The organism is Sulfoacidibacillus ferrooxidans (assembly GCF_022606465.1).
GTDB lineage: Bacteria > Bacillota > Bacilli > Alicyclobacillales > SLC66 > Sulfoacidibacillus > Sulfoacidibacillus ferrooxidans.
In genome coordinates this window covers 1-24,631 of sequence record NZ_JALBUF010000017.1, presented here as the reverse complement: position 1 = coordinate 24,631, position 24,631 = coordinate 1, and the positions used below count along the sequence as shown (strand labels likewise).

Here is a 24,631-nt window from a genome sequence, read left to right as displayed (position 1 = left end):
ACGCCTCCTACTTCCAAAAAAACGGGGGATACTCATCTAAATCTCCTCTAATAAATCTAGCTAACAATAAAGCTTGTGCATATGGAACAAGTCCCCAAGAAATCTTTTCATCCAGAAAGGGATGATGAATTTTCTCTTGCTTTCTTTCCTGCCAGGCTGTTATTACTTTTTTTCTGGTATCATCATCCATGATGACTGCACCATTTTCCTTTTTATAAAAACCTTTATGATTTATAACCTTTTTATTAATTAATGAAATCACAAATCGGTCTGCATAAACACTTCTTAATTCTTCCATCATGTCTAGTGCTAATGATGCCCTACCGGGACGATCACGATGTAAAAATCCTACATATGCATCCAACCCCACTGCTTCTAAGGCCGATTTCATATCGTTGGATAATAATGTATACGTAAAAGATAATAATGCATTTACATTATCTAATGGGGGTCGTTTGTTTCTTCCATTAAAGAAAAAATGATCTTTTTGTTGCAATATTAAATCATTAAAAACCGAATTATACTGAACCGCAGCATTCCCTTCCACACCTCGTAAAGTATCTAATTCTTCCACCGTTCGAACTGCTCTCATTGATTGGGATAAAGATATAGACACTGCTTTAATTTTCTCAACATCTAGTCGAAGTGGATAATCCCTTGTTGCACGTTCTAAAATCCATTTGCTGTTATAAATTTTACCAATAATAAAATTTCTTGAAACAAGTGCGCTCCTTCTTTCATCATCAGAAATACGATATTGCTCTTTTCGTAATACAACATTACCTCTTGTTTCTCCGATGACTCTCGCTAGATATCTTCCGTTTTTTGTTATAAATGTGATAGCGATATTGCGGTCTACACATGCTCCCATAAATGCAGGACTTATTCCTGCATAACCAAATATACATATAGATTCTAAATTATGAAGAGGATATCTTCCTAAGCTTTCACTGTCTTTTTTTACAACAATATTCTCACCGTCAAGTGATACATACACATCCGGAGTCGATACGAATAATGTATTCAATAGCTTTTTCATTCTCGTAGCCTCCCGGAAATATAGCTTGAGACGGATTTTTTATTCAACATGTCGGGTAAACATATATGTTGAAGTGAACAGTTTTCGCAATGAGGACCTGTTTTTACTTTTGGAGTATAATTATTTTGGAAATGATGGTGCATATCCTCGAAACTTTTTTTGACCTTCTGCCGATAATCTAAGGTGATTGATACCTCGACTCTATGTTTTATTTCATCATAAAAGATATATCCCCTCTCAATATCACAAACTAACATCTCTTCTAAACATATTGCCTGAGCAGTTAATTGTGAAATATCAGAGTCGTCTTTTTTAGGCTTTCCTCTTTTATATTCTACAGGAAAAGGAAGGTATAACCCTTCCTCCCCTGCTAATACAACACCATTAGGATCCTGAATAAACTCAACCACATCACAGATACCTGTTATCCCTAATTCTTTAGAATGAATAGGGAGTGCCCTCACAATGAGTTTATTCCCTCTCTTTTCACGAATCATAGGTTGATCTGCACGCGTATGAAGATAATTGCCTTCAACGGTTCGTACATTTTCTTCCCATTGTTGTTCAATATGAATTAATGCCCACTGTCTTCTGCAGAAATTGAAATGTTGAATTCCGGAAAGCAGTAGATAATCATCTTCTTTATATTCCATCATATATTTGAACATGAAGACCATCTAGGTCGTCAAGTGAAACAACATAATCCTCAAATGTTTTTGCTACGTTCAATCCTTCTACTAACTTGATTTTTAATGAACGATGAACTTTTGCAGAAGAAAATTGCCCGATTTTAGAATTATGTTCCCACCAAAAAACCTTATTGACTTCGATACTTCCATCAGGTCGTGCAGATGAAGCATCATTCTCAAATAGAGTAATCAAAGCTTCTTTAATTTTTTCTGCATCTTCAAATGTAAAACCCGTTTTTTCTGCTAATTGGGTGTTTATACTGCCGTATAAAACATAGACCCCAAAGTCAACCCTGTGTTTCATGCCCATTGTATCCGAGCTTTTTTTATTCGGGTCTTTTTGAGTAACGGAATTGACACTTTTGGTAATTTGCATACTTGATATATCAATAGTATCCAGACTCACTGCAGTGTGAATAGACACAGGACCACGAATACCTATTGAGACATCCGACCCACTAAAGGCAAATACTTGTCCAAAACTACGGACATCTATCCAGGACTCACAAGCTACTTTTCCGAAAAGTTCATTACTTTGGGTTTTCCCCTTTGCGAATTCTTGTAATTTTGTATTCCCGTCCACACGATCCTTAATACTTCTGTAACTATCCACACGTTTTTCATCCGATTGTACTAGAATATTAGAGCCCATATCTTGAAGCCTATTCCTTATTTTTCTTTTAATACACACATCTGATATTTCTCCAAAACCATCATAGTTTTGTCTAGGTCTGTTCCCGTTTAATGGATCACCATTTGGATTAGCATTCTTGACTGTAATAACAACTGCGAAGTCGATTTTGTGATCTAACGTATTCATTTACATCTCTCCCTATTTGTTGTTTTCATCCACTTCTTCTAGTTCTTTATCTTTTTTGCTTTTGTATAATTCTTGTCTTTGACTGTAAAATCCCAGTAAATACACACCATTCAAAGACTTGTCCGTATAATCTTGTGGTCTTAATTGTGAGCCAATTTCATCAAGTAATCGATTATAATACCCTACCTCTGTGCCAAGCTTTGCTTGATATACTTGTAAATTGGATTGAATGATCGTCCATGTTCGACCAGGGCGCTGCGCAAACGCATTCATATAACGAATAGCATTTGTAGCCCGTTTCTCCTCCTTACCTAATGCCCTTCTTTCTAGCACATCAGCAATTGCTAACATTCTGCCAAATAAATAATCACGATTTGTGTTATTTACATCTAATGGCACATCGTAGCCCTCTTTCTCATATGTTTTTCTCACTAATGCACAAGTAATACTGAGTGTTTTTTCCCATTCCCACATTTCCATTGCCACGGGGTTAGATGCCCTATTCACAGCACTTCGAACGATATCGAACGGTATTTTTCTTCCATCAATAATGGATGGCAACATTCTTTCAAATAACATTTTCTCGATTTTATCACTTGCTTTAGCACCATACGCTGCAAAGAAAATATCCTTAGTCGAAGGTGCCCCAGTAAAAGAATAATAGACATGATCTGAGTTTTTCTTATACCGATGCACCCAATAACAAGATTCATGCCATTGTTGTAATCGGTTTAAAAAATATTCTTTGTCCAAGTCACGGTAGTAGACAATAGACAACCGTCCCGTTGTGGCAGCATCTAAAATCATAATCATGACATTGGAGTGATAATTTAAATCATGTCTGTACCCTCCAATAGCTAGTTTTATTTGTTTTGCAAATTCTTGATGTGTTATATCACCGTAGACTTCTTCTGATTCACCGTATAAACTAAAAGAATCGCCAAATAAGTCCGGTAGTGATGTATCTTCTGTTCCCCATACTAGAAATGTCTTACCGTCGATCGAATACCCTTGTTTGGCAATAAGCCATTTTAAAGCATTATGTGCCTTTTGAGATGCTTCATAACTTATTGATGCTGCATCACGACTCGTACGGAAACGACCACGAAACGTAAACCCACTCGTATCATTTGAAGAAATCAATTTTGCCTTATCAGCTGAGTTGCGAATTTTTGATGTGTGCTTGTCTGAATAGGGTAAAGATTTTCCTGTAACAAAGCACAGATCGCATTCCCCTAATTTTCCACCATAAAATTTAATAAATGATTCTTGTACAGCTCGATCTCTCCAAAGCCTTGAATCAGTTTCTCCGATTACATTTACGGAAAATCGAACAAATGCGGAGCTTTGATCAGAACTCATCACCTTAAATAATTCGGGCTTTTCTCCGTACTTCTCTTCCACATCTTTAGTCCATCTAGCGATGAAGTGATGTTGTTCATCCACAAAAATTATTTTCTCATTAATTAGATCTGCAATTAGCGTCCCTTTTCTTAGATACTCGTAAACACTTTGCACCTTTGGATGAGTGTAAGGCGAATCGCACCATTCCTTTAATTGTTTCATATAATCACTATGCGGAGTTCCTAATTTAACTTCACCGCCAAAGTTCTCATAATCTCCTGCAACATAGACAAGCTTATCGAATAACGGGTAAGGTACTGGTGAGCTTGTCCTATTTGCTGAGTTTTCCGTACAAGGAATGATTGTACTAGCGTCATTCTTGTCTACAACTTTTGCTGAAACAAAAACTCCCCTATCATTCAATACAACTTCAATATGAGCACTTTGTGTTGTATGTGAAACAGGTAGTAAAGCAAATTCTTGATCATTTCGTTTTTTTTCAAAAATTCCTATTGAACTTGTATTGTTCTCATAGGTTTTATACAAATTATTCAGCCATGTCATTCAGTCACCTCTTTTCCTCTGAAAAAATTTCTTCATAAAGTTCATCAACTGATTGCATATTTCCTTCATTAAATTGCTTGAGTGACATGTCACCCGTTTGGCGAATTAAAGTGCATTCGTCTGGACGAATAAAAGTAATTACGCCCTTATTCATTGTAGGTTTCCATAAGCGAGTTTCCATTTCACTCTTCCCTGTTTCATCAGGGTAGTTGATACCATGTACCATTACACCAAAACTGATTTCTCCGTCATAATCATCGTAAAACCCTGTTCCTTCTCCATATACACAAGGTTCAACATAGCCTTGGCATTCTCTGGATCCAAGAAAAATATCCCTGCGCCCACCTACTGATACAGCTCGTTTAGCAATATTGTGATGCTTGTGTTCATCTCGATCATCAATAAGATCTTCTCGGTGAGAATTGAAAATAAAATGCGCTTTCACTTGGTACCTCGGATTATGTAAATAAGTGTAATAAGTCAGCGTATTCCCACCACCATATTCAATGGGTCGAATGCCTCTTGATTCTGTTTGAATGGAATTCATCACTCGCACTTCATCAATCACCCAAATTAGAGTAGGCTTCCAATAAATAGATTCCGTTATCCCTTTTAGACTTTGGTAGGTAGGTATTTGATAGCTCATTTTTTCTCCACCAATTTTAGTCAGTGGATCTGTAAAAAGCGCACAATTCCCATATACCTCAAATTCAATCTGATTTCTCACAGTAAGTATCACCACCTTCTTATAAATTATTATTTATCTATTCAATAAACCTATTATGGTCTATCCCCCCATTTAATGTCAAGTATAATTTTAGCTATTTTCAATTTCATCAAAAAAATTGTATTATGAGAAGATGCTTTAGTCGCTATCAGAGCGTGGATTGAAAATTATACATTATGATTTGAGTACCCATCGTAAAAGATGGGCCTTTTTCTTTAAGCAAAAGTTGTGGACCAATTCCCTTCACCACCCATGTCTAAGCCGAATTTTTCTGTATATGCTATTTCCCTTAATGCAAATATGTTGCCGTGTAATAAACAATATATATCCCCATTTTTTTCGAGTATTTTTAATTCATGTTCATAAATATTAACAACATATTGTTGAGCTTTTTTTAGTAAGTCTCCTAACCTCCTTATGTCTACATCTCCATTAAGCTCTAAAATTAAGTTTTGGGCTTCTTCGTTATAAGGAACAAGAATGGATGTGGTAATGTGGTCAATCACTGTGAAATATTGTTCTGCAGTTGCAAAAGATTGCCTACTTACTAAGGGGAATGAAACACCATGTTTATGTTTATAAGCACCAAAGTAATCTTTATTGTCATTTAGAAGATTGAATAGTTTATTTCCAATTTCTAATATAGGATAATCAAATTCATTTTCAATTTGCTTATAATAATATTCGAAGTACCTAGTTAATGCCATAGGTGATAAAAGATCATTTCCAAACACATCTGGGTTATCTGTAAATTCTGCTAATAGTCTTTTTGTTTGTTCTGCTCCTATCTTTATTTCTTTTAAATTAGTTAGTACTTCATCTGATGATTTGACAATATACACATTTCGAATTGCATCTTTACCATGACGGTTACATCTTCCTGCTGCTTGTGCAATAGAATCTAACCCAGCTAGTGAACGAACGACACATTCAAAGCTAATATCTACACCCGCTTCAATTAATTGAGTACTGACACAAACCACTCTTTCTCGAGCCTCTAATGCTTTTTTTAAATCAGTTAGCACATCTTTACGGTGTGCAGAACACATATTCGTACTTAAATGAAACAACCTATACTCACTAGTGAAACATGCATTCTCTGAATCCAACTCATTAAATAATTTTTGCACAGCTATTTTTGTATTAAGAATAACCAAAATACTATCGGCATTCTGTATACAGGCATGAATCATCTGCTTTAACTCTTTTGCATTCAAGCCGAGAGGAGTGGTTTGATCAATGATATTGACTCGTTTAAAACTACTACTTATTTGCTCTATATCTGCGACGATTTCCGTTTGATCAGCAATAAGTAAACGATGTTTAACAAATCCCAATGCAGGTTGAGTTGCTGTACAAAGGACAAGACTAGATTTCCCAAATGTATATAGAAAATTCAATGCTTCATTAAACAATGCCATACATTTTATTGGTACTGACTGAACCTCATCAAATATAATAACGGCATTTGTTAGATTATGTAATCTTCTTACATTCCTTGTTCCCTTTGAGTAAAAGGTATTCAGAAATTGAACCATCGTTGTGAAAATAATTGGACTTTCCCAGTTATCTTTTGCTAATTTGAGTTTCTTTTTATTGATATCATAATTTTCATCTTCAACTTCATTTTCTACTACATTGGAATGATGTTCCAAAATATTGGAATCATTTTTTATAATAGCTCTTACTTCTTGTGCATTTTGTTCAATAATCGTTGTATAAGGAACAATGTATATAATTCTTTCTTTATGATAGGTAATAGCATGTTTAAGTGCATATCTTAAGCTTGCTAGCGTTTTACCACCGCCGGTTGGAATGGATAATGTATAAATCCCGGAAGGGCGCACAGCAAACTCATCACATTGGCGTGACATCTTGCTTCTCAGTATGTTGATAGGGTGTTGTGCATCATCTGCTTTGCTATAAGATGTAATTTTTTCCATCAGAGCATCATAACTATTCTTGAAAAATAAATGCCTATCATAAACCTCTTTTATTTGCTCATTTTCCTCAAAACTTCTTGTATTACTTCGGTCAGCATCAATTAGACAACTAAATATATATTTAATAAACAAGGAAATTTCAATAGGTTTCTTCATTTTATGTAGGATTGCTTCCATTTCGGATGTAGCTTTATCAAAATAACGATTTAGTTCCTCTTCAGTCATTTGCGTATTGAAAAATGCAGATACCACATTTTCAAATTCTTCTAGTTTTTTATCGGAGACTCGCTCTAAAAAATTCGACGTTAATTGAGGAGTTAGGAAATCCCTTAGCCCTTGGTGGTGAGAAATAATACACATAGATATCCATTCAACAGCTAATCTTTCAGCTATATTTTTCGGGTTCGTATAGAAGCGTTGATAGAGAAATTTACCCCCTGCTGTTGAGTGATCAACCGATCCTCTACGAGGAGGATTATCCCGATTTGCAATTGCCTCTTGAATATAATTCTTAAATTCATCACTGTTTTTCCCTAAATCGTGTAACAAACCTGCCAGACCTGCTAAGTATTTCACACCGACTTTCTCACCAAATTGTTCGGACAGTTTGCGCACCTCTTCTAAGTGTTCCTGAACCGTTTGAATTGTGCCATCCTTTTCTCGAATATGTGCAATATATTCCATGTAAACAGCCCCTTCATATATACCACGGCATAAAATATTTATAAATTTAAATAACTTAACTTTATCATCTGGTGATCGATAATAAATATACCTTATTGTAATTAGATAACTCCCGCATTAAGTCAATAGAGTGAACATAATGCTTCATATAACGTATTCTAGATCAATGTCTGTATTCCTTGTTATTTGAGCATATATTCACCAAAACTTGCACCTCTACTACGTCCGTGCTAATTACGCCACGTTCACCATTTATTTTAGCATGTCTCCCAGCGGCGCCTTATACCAAAACTAAGTATGCCTATCCAGCGCATCTATTCTTGCTTGCACTAGTAGTAAGACAAAATGATAAACACTACAAGCAGAAAACATTAAAATAGTCTGACGTATTGTGTTTTAAATTTAGTTCGCTACTTTATTCTCTTTTTTTAAAATCTTACGCCAGAATTCCCCCACCTTTAAGACACCGAGATAAAGGGCGTGTTTTTTCTTCTCGTGATATACTATCAGTAATAATAACAAATTGAACTTGAGAGCAATATTCATTCAGTTTCTTGATGTACTACCCTTAATGCTGATCATCAAGTAAGTAACTACGGAAAGTGATTGATGATGAAGTTTCGACCCGTTTGCGCGAGATTATGAGTGCATACAGCCTAATGACAATATGATCGTTTAATAGTGGAATCACGTTCAAGATGAAACGCAGTATGAGCCGCAAGGGCTACTGTTACGAGATTACTTGCATCGAGTATTCCACAGCGTTATGAAACCTACCTTTGCTGTTTTCGCCGTATGTTGCCATATGCCCCCTCCAGATAGTCCTCCATTGATCACAAGTACCCAATCGCCTTTTGCATGGCTGATGACCGATCGATTGGTGGTAGATGATCCCATCATGAAGTGTGTGCACTTGTTCGCGCAAGAGTTTTCGCGTGGGCGCATGGTCGACACATCCTATAACAACGGGTGGATGGGTTTCACTCGACCATAAGGTCTTTCTGGGATGTGCACACTCGCCATCAGATGGCTGATCGTCCGTTGGTCGTCCAGATACTCTGGATATGAGATTGCATAGCATTGTGCGAGCACGTCTGCTATTTCCAAAACTCACGGCAAAAAGTATGGGTGTAGTTGACTCGTCTGTTAAAATGGTATGATCACTTTCATTCAAAAGGGGAATTTTGTAGTGTCGCAATCACAGTATAGTAGTCCTTCCATTGGTGTCCACTACCTTATACTAGGTCCAAGCCGATCGTCAGCTGCGCAAGTCAGCGTTTGTACGCTTCACCCCGAGGCAACACGGCCTGGATGAACATAATTTGAATCTCCCTATGAACAAGGCGGAATCGAACTCTCCACTCGCCCACGCGTAAACGATACGCGCCATCCGCGTTGGTCAGACGCTTCACGTCTCCACGACCCGTCTCGGCGAATACCTCAATGGCCCGTGTAATTCGCGCGATCAGGGGCTTGTCCAACCGCCGAATGTCCTTCAGGGCACCTTGAGACCATTCAATCTCGTATCTCACAGCCCCAGTTCTCTCTTCAGTTCGTCCATAGACGTCGTTCGCCCAGCCATGAAATCCTCATCCGCCCGTTTAGCACGTTCCCTCTCTTCATCTGTTTCCGGTTCATCATCAAGCATAGCGTTTTCAAGTGCAAAGCGAACAGGATCCTTCCCCACGTCTCGAATGAATTCGAGGTATCGGCGTGCCGCATTCAACTCATTTTCAGGGAGTTCATCCACCAAACGCCGCAGTTCTTCCCGCTCCACAGTCACCGATAGCCCTCCTTTCATAATAATAGTATAGACCCGTACAATATTGCACAACTGGATAAGGTAATTATAACGCGCGCGAATCGTTTTTTGAAGACGTCAAGTTTGCGTGATACTGCGTTCAAAAGGGAAGTGAAACAAATTGATAGAGAAGGCCGACCTCTTCCAAGGCCAGCCCCTCAGTGAACGGCTCGTGCAGTTTTCCCGCAAACCGCTCTACGTCACTTACTCTCGAACCTGCGAACACATTCCTGTGCTCGCTCGTACGCAATAGCCCGTCTAGCCCAGTACGCTGTATCGCTAGCCTTAGATTGTCGCTTAGCTGAGGCCGTTTTTCCCCTGCGCTCATGGATGACCACTAGGTAGTCGTCATCCGTTAAAAGATGTCCCATAGCTGCCTCACGGATGATTCTCTCGGCGTACGGAAGCCCCGCTCCTATACGTCGTTCGTGCGTGTAGATAACCGATAGCATATTGGCTCTTCTGTATGTCTCGCTGCCACCTCTTTGAGTCAGGCGGCACCTTCGAATACGTTGACGGACATACGCATCCAGCACTGTCGCTTGTTGCCCGAGGAATGCTGTGGCACAGCGACACCGACTTCTAATCCATTTGTAGATGACAACATACTGAATCAGACGTTTACGGCTGAGCAGCCGAGCAAGACTGAAAGAGTCCAAGATAAAAGATAGTATGTGCCGCAAGGGCAATTGTTGCAAGAATACTTGCATCGAGTCATTCCACAGCGTTATGAAACGATGGTACCTTTCCTGTTTTCGCAGTATGTTGCCACATGCCCCCTCCAACTAGTCCCCCCATGATCACAATTACCCAATCGCCTTTTGCATGGCTGATGACCTATCGATTGGTGGTAGACGACCACAACAACACAGTCACCAATAACCCATACAGCCGCTGGAACGTGGCCTAGCAACCCTGCCGTCACTTTTGGTGAAGTCAGTCTATTCGATACGCTTAGTAAAGCGACGCTCCTTTCTTGTTACTTGAACTTCTCAACCTCAAGCGTAATCGAAAGTCAAGCGATAAAATCCTCCATTTTCACTACTCAATTTTGCATGAAAAAAGCGCCCGACTTTAACTCAGGTGCTATGTACGCTTTATGTACACTTATTTTAATGCCCTGGCAAGCGAAGTTTCCCACCTCTTATGCGGAAGATGAATGGCTAATTTTACCTTATTTTGCTATACTATCAGCAGGCAGGATCACGCTTCAGAAAGAGATCTCCCCTCGATCATGTCTATATGTTCTTCACGACGCATTTTAACTCTGATCAATCTACGTTTATCAACGCTTACAAAAGAATTCATCGCTTTAGAGAAAATAAGTATGGTCACGCAATGTCTGCTTGCTAACGACAGGAGGTGCCTCAGAGTGCGACCATCAAAAAGTACATCGAAACCCAAGGAGAACGAAACCATGAGCGTGTTGCGTTTTCGCTTGGACCCTATCAAAGAACGGGAACACAATCTCTTTCACACCTTCTGTTTGTGTCGAAAGCTACACAACCGAGCACTTGAGGAACGAGTAGTCTACTATCGTGATCGGTGAATGTACATTCGTTATACAGATCAACCCACCACTTACTACCGGCAAATAGACATCGATCAATGAAAGCAAGAAGCTCACGCCTTTAAGCGAAGGCGTGAGCAGTTTACGCAGGTCGTTTGACAACGGGAATCCGCGTGCGCATAAGGTGTAGGATGGTCACGGTGGCAAAAGTCAACGTGAGAGCCCACGAGAGCGCAAAGGTAGAGGCTTTTAGAACCACCTGGATTGATCCATGAGAAGAGAATCAGAAAAAGAGTGACGAGCTATGATAGTGTAAAACAAACCAATGAGCATGAATGGGAACCATTACGATCTTTTAATTTCTTAGCTTCCATCCACCTTGTTGTTTATTTTTGAACATGCCTCATATAAATGTGCTGTTCATCTAGATCTAACTCAACTTCGTCGCCTATCTGAAATCCTAACTGATCACAAATCACATACGGCAATGAAATCATACCTGTTTCATCTATATACACTACCCACTTGGATGCTAGTGGAGCCTCTTCAAAATCAGTCATCTTCATCGCCTCCTGGTTTATTTAGCTTATTCTTTAGCCTCTGTCCCATTGCATCCTAATTTCATGTGACCAAAATCAACGTCATCTCAATCGCAGATAGCAAGCTAACCCCATATCAAGATATATCCATTCTATAGTACCCACTAAACTAATTCTTAGTTAGAATACTTTTCTCTACACCTACTTGTATCCCTTACAAGTGTACAAGGTTATAGACATCCAAGTATTTACTATAGGGCATGTGACTCACTCATAAGTCACGAGGTCTGCATTTATATATCACACAAGTAATCATTTACATTGACCTGAGGAGGGATAGGTGTGCATCCGTTCTATCGTCAAGCGACTTCACTAGTCGGTCGACCCGTGTACGTACATGCTAATGGACGCGTTCATTATGGGGTTCTCCATTCAGTGACTACAGATGGTGTGTATCTTCGTTCATTGAATCGTCAAACAACAGTGAAGGCTGACCATGCTGATCCATTGAATCTTGATCCACTTCTGTTTACTGACACCGGAAATATTGAACTAGAGGAAGTCTTTTGGCCATTCTTCTTTCTACCATGGTTAGCCATCGGTGCCCTTGGTCCATGGTGGTGGTAATCACTATATGTTATCCAGGAGAAAACCATAAGGATGTTTGTTTTCTCCTGGATAGTTTATGAATTACGGAACGACTGTTTGTATCTGCTGAGATCCAACAGTCTCGGTGTTGGCTAATTGAGTGGTTTTCCAATGATGGAGTTGTTCTTTTACCTCTTGTAATTCTGATCTAAATTCCTTCCATCCTTGCAACTCTTGATGTAGATCATTCAAGCGATCAGTTACTTCATTAAATTTTTCAATATTCTCCCTCACATAACGAATCATCATGACTTTTTCCTGTGGTGTAACTGTCCTAAAGATAATCTGTTCCTGATTATTTGGCACAACAGTTAGTTGCTGTTGATCTATTTTACTGGATAACTTACGTAAGGCTGCTCGCAATTCCCTCATATCCTCTTGAGTTTGATCGTAGTTCCTGATCATGACTTCATCTAATTGCGTATGATTGGATGAAGAAGTGTAAGATGGTTGCATCATGACAATCCTCCTTGTTTAAGATACCTCATCATACTCATCAGACTATATTTGGTCTCCTGTCTTGGAGAAAAATAGTGAATTTGCCTATCATGCCTTCTCGACATGAGTGTGGTAACCATGAGGACGAGCCTTCTTACACCCTCATCACATAAGGTGGAATATATTTTCGTACAATGGCAATGTGCCTATAGAAACCACCTATTTCAAATGACGACGTGAAAAAGTCGGCTATCCAAAATTACGAGTAGCCGACTAGCCAATCAACTTCAACCAGGTAATACCTACACCTATTCTCTTTAGCCCAACCCCACTACGCTTCGTGTCGTTCTAACATCTTGAAACATAGACATCATGCCCTTGTTTTTGTCTGGTTCAAAGTCAAGGTGCGATCCCTAAGCCATCACTTAGCATGCGCCGTACCCACCAACTGCGGCTGCGCCTCCACCTGTTCCGTACACATCTGGTACAAACAACATGAACAAAACAAAGATGATTAAAAACACTACCACCCATCGGGTGTACCCACCGAAGACACCATCCATGAGATGGTCTCCTTTTGCACCAATAACTTAGTACGCGCCTCCGCCGTAACCTGGGACGAGCAAGAAGAACAGAACAAAAATAATTAAAAAGACCACAGCCCATCGCGTATATCCACCGAATGTCTCCATATGAAATGGCCTCCTTTCTCATCGCTCACATAAGATACGCTACGAAAGGAGGCCTTTGTGTGGGTGATTTGTCATCCTTTATAACCCAATTGTTGGATATGGTTATGATCTTTCCATGATCAGAGTTGTTCGTCTGGAAATGAGGGTCAGATAACGATAGGTTCCCGTAACGTTGTGGTTACGGGAACCTATCTTACAGAAGTTGCCCTCCTCTTCATCCCTAAAAATCTCTCTACGATTTCTCTTCGCCAGATTCATTCAGAGACCCCGCACGCGACACAGCCCACCATGTTTTTCCCACTGGAGCTACGCGAAACGATTCTTGTTCCGCGACTAAAGTTAAAAGACCAAAAAGAATCTCGTCACGATGCACATGGATCTCTGCCCCAGCGCGAAAGCCCTTCAAAAAATCATGCAAAGTCAAGTCGCCTTGAGAGGTTTTAATCGGCGTAATCTCCTCGGCTACCAGTACCCAGACATCCTCACCTTGGTGCGCAACATCAGGAGAAAACGAATGAACCCGCTTGGAAAGACGACGATTGGTCTGTGGATCCTTCACGATACGATCATACAACAAGTCGATCATCGCATCAGATAGTACTTGATCGTCTGTGGTTGGCTTGCCTGATGTTCCTCTCTCTTTACGTAGTACTTGCACATGTGATGGTTTCTCCCTTTTAGCCATTGACCTCACTCCCCAGCATTTCATGTGTTTGGTGACGTTCCCTTGCTCAATGGCCGTTCTACCGTCATCTTGTATGAGTATATGTACATTTCTCGTCCCACGCCCTATGTATATGTAAAATAAAGGGCTTGCTTCCTTATGGTTTAAAAAGTTCTCTTGTTACCATGGATTCCTTTGAGGAAAGAACCTACATCACATTCCTTCATCCCACATATTGTTAAGTCATGAACAGAGAGGATTCGATCTGTTGACCCGTGATTGCCTAGAATCGTCCTTCGAAAAAAGAGGATTAGTTGACTAGAATGATGAGAAATCATTAGCGGAGGTGGATTTATGTACGATCGCGGTACATTTGGCAACTATACTCGTTGGGCCGTCGTTTTTCTGATCATCTTCGTGCTGTTTTTCTTGCTTGTTCCCAGTTATCAGACGGTGTGCACAACGGGGCCTGGTAACTGATGCGCATGTCCCTTACCCATGGTTTTCAAAGACTCTCGTGGTTCACAAAGTGTACCACATCCCCTCGCCTCCAACATTGGACTAGGGGCCCATGGATATGATGGGGTCACACTGGATTCAACTGGTGATGGTTGTGTTTCTGATTATTTTTGCGTTGTTCTCACTTCTCATTCCATTCGTTCGCAGGGTTCAAGCGCAGCGTACAGTGGGAGAAGGATGTGACCGTATCTGAGGTGCTCACCCAACCAGGACCACTTGAGTACAGGCGTGAGTCGAAGATAGCGTTTGGCATCATCTTTGAGGCATAGTGAGGATTGTAGACAACGCAAACGTTTCAAAAGGATCGCCTGGGGTATTGATAATGCCCCAGGTGATTGGTAGTTGCATACTGGCTAAACGATGAGAGGCATCACATGCTTGTCTGGCAACCATTCGTTAAATAATCTGGTCGTGATCGTTGCTTCACAACCCATGTCGGATGGCCCTCCATCGTGAAGTCACTTGATGGTATTTCTCCCGGTATATTTTGCATGTAAAAAGTACAGTTTTGCAGAGCATGTGTGCATAGAGCACTTCCAACACAGAATAGTAGGAGTTCATATTAGACAGCGTATGTTTTCATTCGTTGAGTCTGCGAGTAGACCTTCACCAGATAACTACTCTGATGATGGATGATCATGGATCCAAATCCATGGCTTCATGAGTTCGTCTATTTGTGTCTATGATTTTGATAGAAGCCCAAGGTAGAAAAAACCTATTATGAGGGTAAAAAAGGATGCTGTAGGTTGACGATAGTCTACATGTCATCATGTGCTACAGACTGGATCAAGCCGACTGAAGCTTTGCCTTTTTAGTATCCGCTCGTTTGTTTCTCCACAATTTAAAATAACCCACGATGATAAATAGTATGAGAATGGTTCCATAAAGAAAGGGGAGACGTTGTTCTAATACCACATCTTTAAAATCAATCGCATCAGACAATGTGCTTGGTAGTAAGGCAATATAAAAAACGAGTGCAGCAATTGAAGGAACAAATCGACGATAATTCGTAGCTCTCACCATGCTTGCTGCTGCCACTGACAATACATACATCATAAAACTTAACCGTACACACATTGCTACTAACCATGCAACGGCATAGATGGACTCAACGTGTTGAATAAATCTTCCGAAATAAATCAATTTCGCCATCTCAATTAATGGAAAAAATAATTGATCATTGGACGGATACGGGAAAACGAATTGCACGGAGAGTACTTGTAAAACGCCAATGATCAATGTGCTTCCGGACACAAAATAAAAAGAACGTTTGAAACTGGAATAACTACGAAGATACGGACGCATCATGAGATACGCAATCAATTCACCAAAAAAGCCAACATGTACTATTCCTTGTTTAAGAAGAGCACCCATCCCCGGGCCAAAAACAGGAGGGATATTATTCAGGTTCGCATTGGATAAAGAAAATACAATGGTAAATAAAATGGTTACTCCAATAAAATACAACATGAATAAACTGGTGCGACCAAGTACCTCTATTCCATAATATACAGGGATGATCATGCTTAACACTAAAATGAATACAATAAGTGCAATGGGTGTTGTTGGTAAGAAAATGCTCCGTATTTGTTCAAGATCAAAGGTTACATTTATAGAGAGATCAAGCATGAGAGCAACAAACATAATTAGGCTAAAAACAAAACCAACAATGGGTCCAAAATAATCAAAGAAATGATCGAATAAATTTTTAGAAGGATCTTTACATAGAGGCAGCATGCATGCAATCACGATAACCATGATCATTTGACTGATCATGAGGAGTAATTCAGCAGCATTATGCCCTGCGTGAATAAGAATTAAAATACTAGAATTCATTTCTTTCCCAACTATCAGGATAAAGAACAGTGAGATGAGTTGCATGGGACTGATATGGCCATCTTTAATCAATCAATATCCATCCTTCATCAATACAGGTATATACAGGTTACCCAGGCACCAAGATTCCATGCATAAACATCATTTTTATACCCTCCCAATATCCTTACTAGAGGGTTCAGAAAACGAAGATTTTGGGACTTACATGGTTTTTTAAAACTTCTTTTTAACTTTTAGCATTACCCATAAGTAATTGTAAAAAAGTGCTGAACACATCCTCTGACTTTGGGTAGATGGGTCTATGCATACTCAATGGACCTCAACGGGCTTCGGTTATCCATACGGTGGGAGATTGTTCACCGAGTCAGAACTTGAAATAATTAGATGGACGATTACCTTTGTCCACACCAAAAGATTCGATGTTATAGAAAAAGTGGGTGGAGCGTTATCAGTTAGAAACATGTGCACTTCTAATCTGCAATCAATACCTGTTTGAAACTGCACCTGTCAAATCATAATTTGTTCTAATCTGCTTTTACCCTACGTGATGATTGGTTACATTGATAGACATAAAAGAAGGAATGCGTGACAATTATCGCAATAGCCTAGATCAATCACCGTTTATGCAACCTATCAGGCATTTCTGAATACTTTTTTCATAACACACATTCATGTGTGATTCATCTAACACAATGCATGACTTTTTATAATAGAATTCAAGAATATCCTTAATTTTTATATCGCAATTTCACCCATGTTCATGTATACTACGATTGTTGTATTGAGCGCTTTCCGTTGCTGCTGTCCCCACAGCTAGCCATCGGAATCCCCTTGGCCGATGGTATTCACATCGACCTTTTTTCATTATGCCCGATGTACATCTGGTTTGATCGTTGATCACTTTCTCCTCCGGAAGGATGCTTAGTACCTATTTCACCGCCAACAAAAGAAATCCAGCTACCGCAACCCATCCAATCGCATGATCGGCCGCACTTCCCGTCTTCACCAGCCGTATGCCTTGTCGTGCTGGAAGTGGCCACAACAGGGGCACACCACCTGCAATTCCATCAGCAATCAAATGAAGCGCATATCCTGCCATCGCAGCCTCCGCACACACTGCCCACAACCCGTGCAAGCTCATCATCATGCCCAGTGAAAACAACCCAATCCCAAGCACGCTATGCGTGAACGTCCGATGACTCGTAAAGACAGCACCCATACTCCAAGCCAAGAAGGCGAGTCCAGCCACGAGTGGCATCACATGAGTGACCACACCGTAGATGGCGAATAACCCCACAGCCCCAAGCGCGATCTTTCGCATCAGATTCGCTCGCGAGAACAACGTAAACGCCAGCAACGCATAACCTACTAGACTAAACGGCGTCAGTGGTACATGTCCTACAAAGAGCACATACAACGCAATCAGCAAAAAAGCGATCCGCCCCACCATCTCTGCTTTCCTTGCTAACAGTGAATGTGATTCATCCAGATCCGGTACAAGCGAACCTAAGACCGCTCCTACCACCACGAGCGCTTCTGGTACAAGATTAACCGTCCGCATCGCTGAAATCGGCTCCCACGGAAAGCGTATCAACAGTGGTGTGATCACCGTGGCTCCAATCGCTCCGATGGCCATATGGGTGCGTCCGAGCATATCACTCATTCCTCTCTTTGATCGGTCATCTCATCGATCGAAAATTGCCAATGGTTCATCGCATCCAACAGTTCAGGTGCAAACTTCTCCATCTGATTCGTGACTTTCTCTGCCCATTCTTCTGCGGTCTGCCCACTGAATTTGATCAGTGTCGTTGACCATCCAGCCTGCACTTGCTGATACGCTTTTGCGGCAAGCATGATGTATTCCCGCAATTTGAAGATGTTGATATCCGATCGAATCAAAAAAAGTAAGCTGATATTGCGCAACTCAGACGGTGGGATCTTCTTTAGATATTGTTCAAACTGATCAGCGTTTAGCGATACTTCGATATCATCCATGACGCACCGCCTCTGCACATACACTTCGTAGCACCACTTCTTGAGGCAACACACAGCCAAATCTGCGGAAATACGACTCTAACGCCTTTAGTTCTGTGCTACTCAGACGATGAGTCTCTTTCTCTGAATCGTTATAGCCCATGAGCTGCAAAACAATAGCTAGTGATTCACGCTTGGAGAGAAAGACAACCATATCCACCACCGTTTTTTCATAAAGCCTAGCTACGCGTCGAATGATGATGTCCCATTCCTTTTCTTCCATACCTACTCACCTCGCACATTCATTTTACCTTGTATGTTTCTCTTGATTGGGCGATTTCGGCACCTTATTCCCATTGTTTTATGATGGCTAGTACACGCTGACGATCGACCTCGATAAAGCGTATACCGATGTGCCGAATCGTCCGATCACATTCATCTTTTTCGATGCGTACGACTTGTCCAATGAATTCGACTCCTTCAAATGAACCTCGCACGCGTTCGTTCATGTTGAATCCGTCAAATCCTGTCCCAATCCCGAACCCACCAGTTGACAGGTTCTCCATCCAGAATTCATCGACATCCCCATGGACACGTTCAATCTTGACGTCTAGTTCGACGTCGATCCAATGGATTCGATATTCGTCAAGTTCCTTCTCTGATGTGCAAAAACCAAGGCGTATATATTTCTGCCCTTCTTCTTCTGCGATACCAAGCACACACCCATCGAATCGGACCATTTTGAACGATTGTTGATTCCTAACATCGACTTTAAGCACTTTTCCGATGGGTAATGGATAGGTGTTGATGAGTTCATCACTAGCATGGATCCAGACTTCTTCCTCTCTTCGTTGCATTGTGGTAATAAATTCTATTGGTTGTTTTTGATCCATCCAGCTCACGGTTGATACTCGATTCACGATGATGATCATCTCCTTTTTTATCACTGTAACGGAAAGTCAACCCCAAAAACCCCCCATTTTCACTCCACTTTTTCATGAAAAACCGCTCACTCTTGTGCAAATAGTGATTCAAGTGTTATCGACAAAAAAGGTCACAGCGATCACGGAGTAACTTGTGGAGCAGAGTTCTCAAAATCGACAGTCTTTGAACTGAGCAAACGACTTGCCACTATTATGGAGGCGTGGAATAGGCGCAATTTGAAGGAGAAGCAATACCCGTTGTACTTGTGAATGGGATCATTTTAATATTCAGGAGGATGGTCGAGTTCGCTTCCGTGCAGCCATGATTGCCACCGGTGTCAACGAAGAAGGATATCGTAAAATTCTCTACATAATGTTTGGGGATAACGAGTCTGAGACGACTTCGTCAAATTTTTTTCTCTTGACTTAAGATCCGAGTTTCAATGGGTGTAGCTAGACCTAATATAAAGTGATGGATACAAAAGAAAAGATAAAGTCAGCCTGTGCTTTACCATCGCTGTGTTCTAATCGTTGATAGCTTGGTGCATTTTCCAGTTTCATGTGTTCTTTACGGTATTGAACGTAACTGCGCACCGTGCGCAAACTTCCTGTAGCCATCCCCATCTTTAAAACGAAAACAGATGTGAGTCCCCGCCTGACGCAATTTTCGAGGGAGGCTACAATCTTTCGTTAGCCAAGTATCGATAATTTTCTTGTACTCGCTGAGTATTGGAACCCATCGCTTAGGCACCTCAATGCTTTATTCCAGTCTTCGTGGTCTGCATACTTTTTGGCGGTTCTCCAGTTCACTTTCGTCTGCTTAGCAATTTCTTGGATAGAATAACCGCCCATTTGTCTGAGAAAATGGATATACTGTTGTTGTGGCACTTTCAACACCCCTCTCACATCTCCCTTTTTATCTTTCGACAGATATAAGGGTAGAGTAATAGTTGGGTGTTTTGGTTTTTTAAACGTGTTGAAAGCCTGCAAAAGCTCTTAAGTATCATGATGGGTAGACCGACTTACGCCAAAAAAGTATCCGTTCCGTGTGGGGATGACCCATTTTGGAACTGTAGCGTCTTCTTTTCAACCATGCCCAAGGTGATATCTCAATGAATGGACCCTGACAGTGTATCCTATACAATTTGAACAGTTTGCCCTTGTAACTCACAGTTCAATCCCGCTTTGGTTGCAGATCTCGGACACGCTTAACCCCACATTGGACCTATATTCTAATATAATCTTCCATCCAAACCAGTACATCCAGTTATCTTTCCCTTCCTTAGTAAAAGTCCTCGAATTCTACCATTGCCGAGTCTTTTTTGGGAAGTACATTGACGACGATAGTTATCAATCTATAATTACAAACTTTGCAATGAGTATTCATTGCGCAAATGCCTAAGCGACTTGCTAAAGAACCTACCCTTCCAATCGCATATCGTCTGCTCTCCCCACTAAAGCAATCAGCCTTCGATGAAGATATTGTGTCTATCCGTAATGAATGGGTTCATGAAGGTGATGTACTAAAGACCATTTATACACTATATACCAATAAAGGGATATACGTCATTTAACACCATACTTGCTGCTCCATAAGGTATGAATTTATTGCGATCCTGCTAGGGATAGATGCACTTCCATAGTGAGCACTCAATCGGCGGGATGAGGCCCGGAGTAAATCCAGGCCTACCTTGGTCTGCGTGCAGTTTCGACAAATGTATGCAATGCCCACGGGTAGGGATGAGGCCGATTGCAACAGTAAAAACGCAATGACCAGTCTAGGTGGTAGCGAATGCGTTGTGTCATAATGTTAGAAGGGTAAAACTATAATACACATAAGGACTAGGAGGGTGAAATCTAGACCCCGGTGGAGTGTACCAAAATGTGTGCAAGTAATAAATAACATCGAAGCTACTTGACGCAAGTTTTTTGGAGGTGCTGTAATGAATTTGGTATCATACGGCCTTGACATAGGTAACAAGTCATTTGCATGGTGCAGGATCGATCAACAAGGAAACATTACAGCCCACTCTTCACCTGATAGCAAATATAAAGAAAAATTCGAACAACTTAAACAAGCTTTACAAAATGATTTGCAAACTGGGGTAGCAATTGCCATAGGGGTTGATGCGCCGATGTGGTCCATTAACGAATTTAAACCCCGTTTTGATCAGGAAGCTCCAAATCTCCAGTGGTACAACCGTAGTGGAGCAGCAGCTACGGCAATGAGTTGGGTGTATTTACCGGATATCCTCAAGTTAATATACAACTCAAAATATTATATCTATACTTCATTGTTCCTCCCCCATCCACCCAAAAAGCCTAGTGTATACCTCTATGAAGGTTTTATGGCAGGTCAATACAAAATCTCTAAAATGTTCTCATCGTTGAAGGGAATTAATCGTGACAAGGTAGACGCATTTGCAGTCGCAGCGGCTTCTTGGATTACAATTACACACCAACAACCGCTAAGTAATACAAATCCATACAATTCCATAATTTTGCCGGCTCCAATAAAAATTATCATCCTTCAATATAATGTGGTCTGTTTTTCGATATGGCATTCAATGGGTTATTTAATCGGATCAAAAATCCTTGATAACCCTCAATCTCCCTGTGATGTTTTCTATTACCCAAACCAAACAAACACCGCCATGCTCACCTTGACTGACGGAAGGTAGGCGGTTTTTTGCCGTATAGGATGGCGGAAGATTTTAAAGGGGGTTGTCGTGTGCTGTATGATGGTGGAACGACAATCATTAACAGGAGCGCATAAAAAAGAGAGACCTCTTAGGTTTGGATGCCTGGTTCTCTTATGCGAACGTGTGATTTAAACCGCGTGGGAGTCAATCATATATGGACTGGAATACCGATGTAAAGAGCTATCTTCGTTTTTGCGAGAACCCAAATTTTACACAGCTTCGCCCTCTGGCATGCATACATTGTCAACATACTATGTTACATAAGCACGGAAAGTTGATACTGTGTCAATAGAGTAGACACAGTATCAGGATGATTAACAGAATAAGAAATGGAAGTGACGGGAAATGGGGATCAGGGATGTGCTCCGCCGAACAGAAGACCATGGATTAGGAAATCAGAAAAAGCGTTTGCCCTTTGGCGTTAAAGGGTCACGACTATGTTTTACATTCTCCCATCCGCGATCCTTTTTGTAGGTACCAATGGCTTCTTTCCACGTAATAGGTTTTTTTTTCTTGCCGGAGCGCTTTCCAGGTCCGGATTGAGTGCTAAACGAAAAGATGGACAAGACTATCTCACCTCTAGGAGACAGTCTTGTCCATTTTATGGGATGCTAAACCTATTTCAATCGATTCACAAACTCCTCGACTGCTGAATCCTTTTGAGCCGAATACTGTTTGGAACGCTTTCGTTGAAGTTCTAGCAGTTCCTTTGCAGCCATAGACGACCGGGTAGATTCCGTTGGTGGAACGACACGTACTCTGGCTTTGAGCGCGGCTAGCGTCATTGGAATCTCCTCCTCTCATAATCAAATTTAGTATATCATGGCTCGTCCGTGGCGCCTACTTCTTCTATATATTCTTGAATCAGCGCACGTTCGAAGTTGGATTCTAGTATATTCACCATCGCTTCCACGAAGGCAGTATCTGTCTCGGTGAACGTATAGTTAATGGAATGAAACCATACAACATAGTTTGCGTTTCCGAAGCAGATAGGAACCACCATGGCGGAACCCCAATTTCCTCTCACTGGAACCACTTGCGGAATACGTATTGCTTCTTCCACGAGTGATGGAAGAGATAGTTCTATTGTCCTAATCCGATCGAAGTGCCCAGTGCTAATGGATGCTTTCATTTCATCTATGTCGTAGCAATTAACAATCGCTTCGCACAAGGTGTTTAGGACGGATTCCGCATCCAGGTCAAGACCTGCCATGCGCTCCTGAACGATACGTATCCCTAATTCAGAAGCCATGGTGCCAAGGGCGGTCATGCGATCCCACTCCAGTTTGCGAAAAGCTTGAAACTGATCCTTCGCCTCTTCTTTCACACGAGTGGCTTCAAAGAGTCCAAAAAGCTTGATTTGTTGCCAATTGGACAACGGAATCCGTATCACATATGAAAGAATACCAAGCAACCCAAAAAAAACGCCGAATAAAATGACAGTTTCGTTGGCGGGATTTTTCAGGAGTACAGTTTGCAATGCATGCCATGAGCCAATGCTTGGTGCATGAACGAAGATTGACCAGTTCATGACGATGAGGTACAAGGCTACGAGAATCATTACGGCAGGCAGAAGGAATGGTTGTACAATTTTCCATGACAAGTTCATGTTTCTTGACTTGATAAGTGCGAGTAGCATCATGCCCGCGAAAATGCCAATGACAAAAATCATCGCGGATAGCAAAAGTGATATCCCCCTTTTGCGGATATATTTCGCTTTAGGATGGTGATTTCCCTTTCGGTCTGAACCTCCCATGGATTTATCCATAGGGAGGTTCAGACCGCTTGATTATCTGGTAACTAGGATGTTTTTATATATCGTAATGCTGGGGGCCGAAACCAGTCATGCTTTTAAGAGATCGGTTTACCCTAATCCATAAGAATCAAAACGAGGTCAACAGCTTCTCCGAAATTGGCTCAGTTTTTCTCGTGAAATCATCTGCATGGGTACACACATTCTTGTTATTAACTAAATAAAGGAATTTGTGGCGTTGTAAATCAGCGTTTTGTTGGCGATACCCCCTTATAGGGCGCTTATAACCATGCATAGTACCCGCTTCGATAGACCTCAAGCACGTTGCACATCCTCTGAACCGAATAGTCGAAGCGGTGATCATAGATGAATGGATACCTTACTTCCGGTCTGGGCTTACGATGCGCAGCGCCTTTTTTAAAATCTCTAGTTCCTCTTTCAACTCACGATTTTCCCGCTCCAAATCCCGCGTTGCTTGCGCATCTGGCTTTAGATAACCAGGTCCGACAAACAGATGCTTTAGATCATTTTTATACTGAGCTATCCAGCCGTATAGAGTTTTCTCGGACATGCCCAAATTCCGTGCTTTATCTATTTGTCTTTGCCAACATGAACACCTCGAATCGATTTACTTATTCTCACACTCTCGATTCATTGTGTCCACCCCTATAGCCTAACAGCAGGATGCTTTCTTCCCGTGGATGCTTGTGGCGTGCCCAATTCAGGCAACAAGATGAACGACATTGCAGAAGCCAAGAAACTAACCGAATCCAACCATAAAGGGATGGAAGGATTGCCATGGATCAAGAGCACCCCTGCAAT

At 41.0% G+C, this 24,631-nt stretch carries 27 protein-coding genes; 5 read left to right on the top strand and 22 right to left on the bottom strand.

Features of this window, described 5'->3' with window-relative positions; translation table 11 throughout:
- Nucleotides 1–7 precede the first annotated feature (7 nt).
- The 9 genes from cas1c to MM817_RS14290 form a co-directional block, all read right to left on the bottom strand.
- Complete coding sequence (gene cas1c, locus MM817_RS14325; RefSeq protein WP_241716382.1) at nt 8–1,039, bottom strand: type I-C CRISPR-associated endonuclease Cas1c; 1,032 nt, start codon at nt 1,037–1,039, stop codon at nt 8–10.
- The gene (gene cas4 / locus MM817_RS14320; protein ID WP_241716393.1) at nt 1,036–1,695 is read right to left on the bottom strand and encodes a CRISPR-associated protein Cas4; all 660 of its coding nucleotides are present in this window, start codon (nt 1,693–1,695) and stop codon (nt 1,036–1,038) included. The genes cas1c and cas4 overlap by 4 nt, the downstream gene beginning before the upstream one ends.
- The gene (gene cas7c / locus MM817_RS14315) at nt 1,682–2,548 is read right to left on the bottom strand and encodes a type I-C CRISPR-associated protein Cas7/Csd2 (protein ID WP_241716380.1); all 867 of its coding nucleotides are present in this window, start codon (nt 2,546–2,548) and stop codon (nt 1,682–1,684) included. Before cas7c ends, cas4 begins: the two co-directional genes overlap by 14 nt.
- Before the next feature lie 12 nt (nt 2,549–2,560).
- A complete protein-coding gene (gene cas8c / locus MM817_RS14310; RefSeq protein ID WP_241716378.1) occupies nt 2,561–4,456 on the bottom strand; it encodes a type I-C CRISPR-associated protein Cas8c/Csd1 in 1,896 nt (631 codons plus the stop codon).
- A gap of 4 nt (nt 4,457–4,460) precedes the next feature.
- On the bottom strand, nt 4,461–5,183 hold the full coding sequence (gene cas5c / locus MM817_RS14305; RefSeq protein WP_241716377.1) for a type I-C CRISPR-associated protein Cas5c: 723 nt from the start codon (nt 5,181–5,183) through the stop codon (nt 4,461–4,463).
- A 215-nt stretch (nt 5,184–5,398) separates the two neighbouring features.
- Entirely contained in the window at nt 5,399–7,810 is a 2,412-nt protein-coding gene (cas3, locus tag MM817_RS14300; RefSeq protein ID WP_241716375.1) for a CRISPR-associated helicase Cas3', read from the bottom strand.
- A gap of 1,271 nt (nt 7,811–9,081) precedes the next feature.
- A complete protein-coding gene (locus MM817_RS17535) occupies nt 9,082–9,342 on the bottom strand; it encodes a type II toxin-antitoxin system RelE family toxin (protein ID WP_419723414.1) in 261 nt (86 codons plus the stop codon).
- Nucleotides 9,339–9,593 (bottom strand): hypothetical protein, encoded by a 255-nt coding sequence (locus MM817_RS14295; protein WP_067566764.1) that lies wholly within the window; start codon nt 9,591–9,593, stop codon nt 9,339–9,341. The genes MM817_RS17535 and MM817_RS14295 overlap by 4 nt, the downstream gene beginning before the upstream one ends.
- A 1,914-nt stretch (nt 9,594–11,507) precedes the next feature.
- Entirely contained in the window at nt 11,508–11,681 is a 174-nt protein-coding gene (locus MM817_RS14290; protein WP_241716373.1) for an AbrB/MazE/SpoVT family DNA-binding domain-containing protein, read from the bottom strand.
- Nucleotides 11,682–12,002: 321 nt separating this feature from the next.
- On the opposite strand from MM817_RS14290, the gene MM817_RS14285 reads away from it, so the two are divergent.
- On the top strand, nt 12,003–12,287 hold the full coding sequence (locus MM817_RS14285) for a hypothetical protein (protein WP_241716371.1): 285 nt from the start codon (nt 12,003–12,005) through the stop codon (nt 12,285–12,287).
- Between the two features lie 63 nt (nt 12,288–12,350).
- Here MM817_RS14285 and MM817_RS14280 read toward each other — a convergent pair whose 3' ends face one another.
- The 3 genes from MM817_RS14280 to MM817_RS14270 form a co-directional block, all read right to left on the bottom strand.
- On the bottom strand, nt 12,351–12,767 hold the full coding sequence (locus tag MM817_RS14280; RefSeq protein ID WP_241716369.1) for a hypothetical protein: 417 nt from the start codon (nt 12,765–12,767) through the stop codon (nt 12,351–12,353).
- 404 nt (nt 12,768–13,171) lie between these two features.
- Complete coding sequence (locus tag MM817_RS14275; protein ID WP_241716367.1) at nt 13,172–13,309, bottom strand: hypothetical protein; 138 nt, start codon at nt 13,307–13,309, stop codon at nt 13,172–13,174.
- 361 nt (nt 13,310–13,670) lie between these two features.
- Nucleotides 13,671–14,123 (bottom strand): hypothetical protein, encoded by a 453-nt coding sequence (locus MM817_RS14270; RefSeq protein WP_241716365.1) that lies wholly within the window; start codon nt 14,121–14,123, stop codon nt 13,671–13,673.
- 333 nt (nt 14,124–14,456) lie between these two features.
- Here MM817_RS14270 and MM817_RS17065 point away from each other — a divergent pair, with 333 nt between their 5' ends.
- On the top strand, nt 14,457–14,582 hold the full coding sequence (locus MM817_RS17065; protein WP_272880008.1) for a hypothetical protein: 126 nt from the start codon (nt 14,457–14,459) through the stop codon (nt 14,580–14,582).
- An 825-nt stretch (nt 14,583–15,407) separates the two neighbouring features.
- On the opposite strand, the gene MM817_RS14265 is transcribed toward MM817_RS17065, so the two are convergent.
- The 5 genes from MM817_RS14265 to MM817_RS14245 all read right to left on the bottom strand — a co-directional run bounded on the left by MM817_RS14265 (nt 15,408) and on the right by MM817_RS14245 (nt 19,351).
- Nucleotides 15,408–16,529, bottom strand: coding sequence for a GerAB/ArcD/ProY family transporter (locus MM817_RS14265; protein WP_241716363.1), 1,122 nt, complete (start codon nt 16,527–16,529; stop codon nt 15,408–15,410).
- 856 nt (nt 16,530–17,385) lie between these two features.
- The gene (locus MM817_RS14260; protein ID WP_241716361.1) at nt 17,386–18,111 is read right to left on the bottom strand and encodes a metal-dependent hydrolase; all 726 of its coding nucleotides are present in this window, start codon (nt 18,109–18,111) and stop codon (nt 17,386–17,388) included.
- A 5-nt stretch (nt 18,112–18,116) separates the two neighbouring features.
- Nucleotides 18,117–18,452 (bottom strand): hypothetical protein, encoded by a 336-nt coding sequence (locus MM817_RS14255; RefSeq protein WP_241716359.1) that lies wholly within the window; start codon nt 18,450–18,452, stop codon nt 18,117–18,119.
- Complete coding sequence (locus tag MM817_RS14250) at nt 18,445–18,714, bottom strand: hypothetical protein (RefSeq protein WP_241716357.1); 270 nt, start codon at nt 18,712–18,714, stop codon at nt 18,445–18,447. The genes MM817_RS14255 and MM817_RS14250 overlap by 8 nt, the downstream gene beginning before the upstream one ends.
- A gap of 64 nt (nt 18,715–18,778) precedes the next feature.
- Nucleotides 18,779–19,351 carry a PilZ domain-containing protein gene (locus MM817_RS14245; protein WP_241716356.1) on the bottom strand — a complete coding sequence of 191 codons (573 nt, stop codon included), beginning with the start codon at nt 19,349–19,351 and terminating at the stop codon, nt 18,779–18,781.
- A 289-nt stretch (nt 19,352–19,640) separates the two neighbouring features.
- Here MM817_RS14245 and MM817_RS17055 point away from each other — a divergent pair, with 289 nt between their 5' ends.
- Entirely contained in the window at nt 19,641–19,784 is a 144-nt protein-coding gene (locus tag MM817_RS17055) for a transposase (RefSeq protein WP_336605186.1), read from the top strand.
- A gap of 29 nt (nt 19,785–19,813) precedes the next feature.
- Here the strand turns inward: MM817_RS17055 and MM817_RS14235 are convergent, their stop codons facing one another.
- The gene (locus MM817_RS14235; RefSeq protein ID WP_241716354.1) at nt 19,814–19,972 is read right to left on the bottom strand and encodes a hypothetical protein; all 159 of its coding nucleotides are present in this window, start codon (nt 19,970–19,972) and stop codon (nt 19,814–19,816) included.
- A gap of 336 nt (nt 19,973–20,308) precedes the next feature.
- On the opposite strand from MM817_RS14235, the gene MM817_RS17530 reads away from it, so the two are divergent.
- Nucleotides 20,309–20,470 (top strand): ApeA N-terminal domain 1-containing protein, encoded by a 162-nt coding sequence (locus tag MM817_RS17530; protein WP_419723413.1) that lies wholly within the window; start codon nt 20,309–20,311, stop codon nt 20,468–20,470.
- An 827-nt stretch (nt 20,471–21,297) separates the two neighbouring features.
- Nucleotides 21,298–22,035, top strand: a complete 738-nt coding sequence (locus MM817_RS14230) for a hypothetical protein (protein WP_241716353.1) — start codon at nt 21,298–21,300, stop codon at nt 22,033–22,035.
- Between the two features lie 416 nt (nt 22,036–22,451).
- Here MM817_RS14230 and MM817_RS14225 read toward each other — a convergent pair whose 3' ends face one another.
- The 4 genes from MM817_RS14225 to MM817_RS14210 all read right to left on the bottom strand — a co-directional run bounded on the left by MM817_RS14225 (nt 22,452) and on the right by MM817_RS14210 (nt 24,404).
- Entirely contained in the window at nt 22,452–22,622 is a 171-nt protein-coding gene (locus MM817_RS14225; protein WP_241716351.1) for a hypothetical protein, read from the bottom strand.
- A gap of 51 nt (nt 22,623–22,673) precedes the next feature.
- Nucleotides 22,674–22,841 (bottom strand): hypothetical protein, encoded by a 168-nt coding sequence (locus tag MM817_RS14220; protein WP_241716349.1) that lies wholly within the window; start codon nt 22,839–22,841, stop codon nt 22,674–22,676.
- Between the two features lie 35 nt (nt 22,842–22,876).
- Nucleotides 22,877–23,740: a hypothetical protein gene (locus tag MM817_RS14215; RefSeq protein ID WP_241716347.1), complete on the bottom strand. Its 864-nt coding sequence runs from the start codon at nt 23,738–23,740 to the stop codon at nt 22,877–22,879.
- A 448-nt stretch (nt 23,741–24,188) separates the two neighbouring features.
- Nucleotides 24,189–24,404, bottom strand: a complete 216-nt coding sequence (locus MM817_RS14210; protein WP_336605185.1) for a transposase — start codon at nt 24,402–24,404, stop codon at nt 24,189–24,191.
- Nucleotides 24,405–24,631 lie beyond the last annotated feature (227 nt).

Excerpts from the sequence above, each read along its gene's own strand:
- MM817_RS14275 (WP_241716367.1), bottom strand. The coding sequence starts at position 13,309 with ATGGATGGTGTCTTCGGTGGGTACACCCGATGGGTGGTAGTGTTTTTA.
- cas1c (WP_241716382.1), bottom strand. The coding sequence starts at position 1,039 with ATGAAAAAGCTATTGAATACATTATTCGTATCGACTCCGGATGTGTAT.
- cas7c (WP_241716380.1), bottom strand. The coding sequence starts at position 2,548 with ATGAATACGTTAGATCACAAAATCGACTTCGCAGTTGTTATTACAGTC.
- cas4 (WP_241716393.1), bottom strand. The coding sequence starts at position 1,695 with ATGATGGAATATAAAGAAGATGATTATCTACTGCTTTCCGGAATTCAA.
- MM817_RS17065 (WP_272880008.1), top strand. The coding sequence starts at position 14,457 with ATGTACGATCGCGGTACATTTGGCAACTATACTCGTTGGGCCGTCGTT.
- MM817_RS14250 (WP_241716357.1), bottom strand. The coding sequence starts at position 18,714 with ATGGAAGAAAAGGAATGGGACATCATCATTCGACGCGTAGCTAGGCTT.
- MM817_RS14290 (WP_241716373.1), bottom strand. The coding sequence starts at position 11,681 with ATGACTGATTTTGAAGAGGCTCCACTAGCATCCAAGTGGGTAGTGTAT.
- MM817_RS14220 (WP_241716349.1), bottom strand. The coding sequence starts at position 22,841 with ATGACGCTAGCCGCGCTCAAAGCCAGAGTACGTGTCGTTCCACCAACG.
- cas3 (WP_241716375.1), bottom strand. The coding sequence starts at position 7,810 with ATGGAATATATTGCACATATTCGAGAAAAGGATGGCACAATTCAAACG.
- MM817_RS14280 (WP_241716369.1), bottom strand. The coding sequence starts at position 12,767 with ATGATGCAACCATCTTACACTTCTTCATCCAATCATACGCAATTAGAT.
- MM817_RS14255 (WP_241716359.1), bottom strand. The coding sequence starts at position 18,452 with ATGGATGATATCGAAGTATCGCTAAACGCTGATCAGTTTGAACAATAT.
- MM817_RS14230 (WP_241716353.1), top strand. The coding sequence starts at position 21,298 with ATGAATTTGGTATCATACGGCCTTGACATAGGTAACAAGTCATTTGCA.
- cas8c (WP_241716378.1), bottom strand. The coding sequence starts at position 4,456 with ATGACATGGCTGAATAATTTGTATAAAACCTATGAGAACAATACAAGT.
- MM817_RS14235 (WP_241716354.1), bottom strand. The coding sequence starts at position 19,972 with ATGGCTACAGGAAGTTTGCGCACGGTGCGCAGTTACGTTCAATACCGT.
- MM817_RS14270 (WP_241716365.1), bottom strand. The coding sequence starts at position 14,123 with ATGGCTAAAAGGGAGAAACCATCACATGTGCAAGTACTACGTAAAGAG.
- MM817_RS14260 (WP_241716361.1), bottom strand. The coding sequence starts at position 18,111 with ATGCTCGGACGCACCCATATGGCCATCGGAGCGATTGGAGCCACGGTG.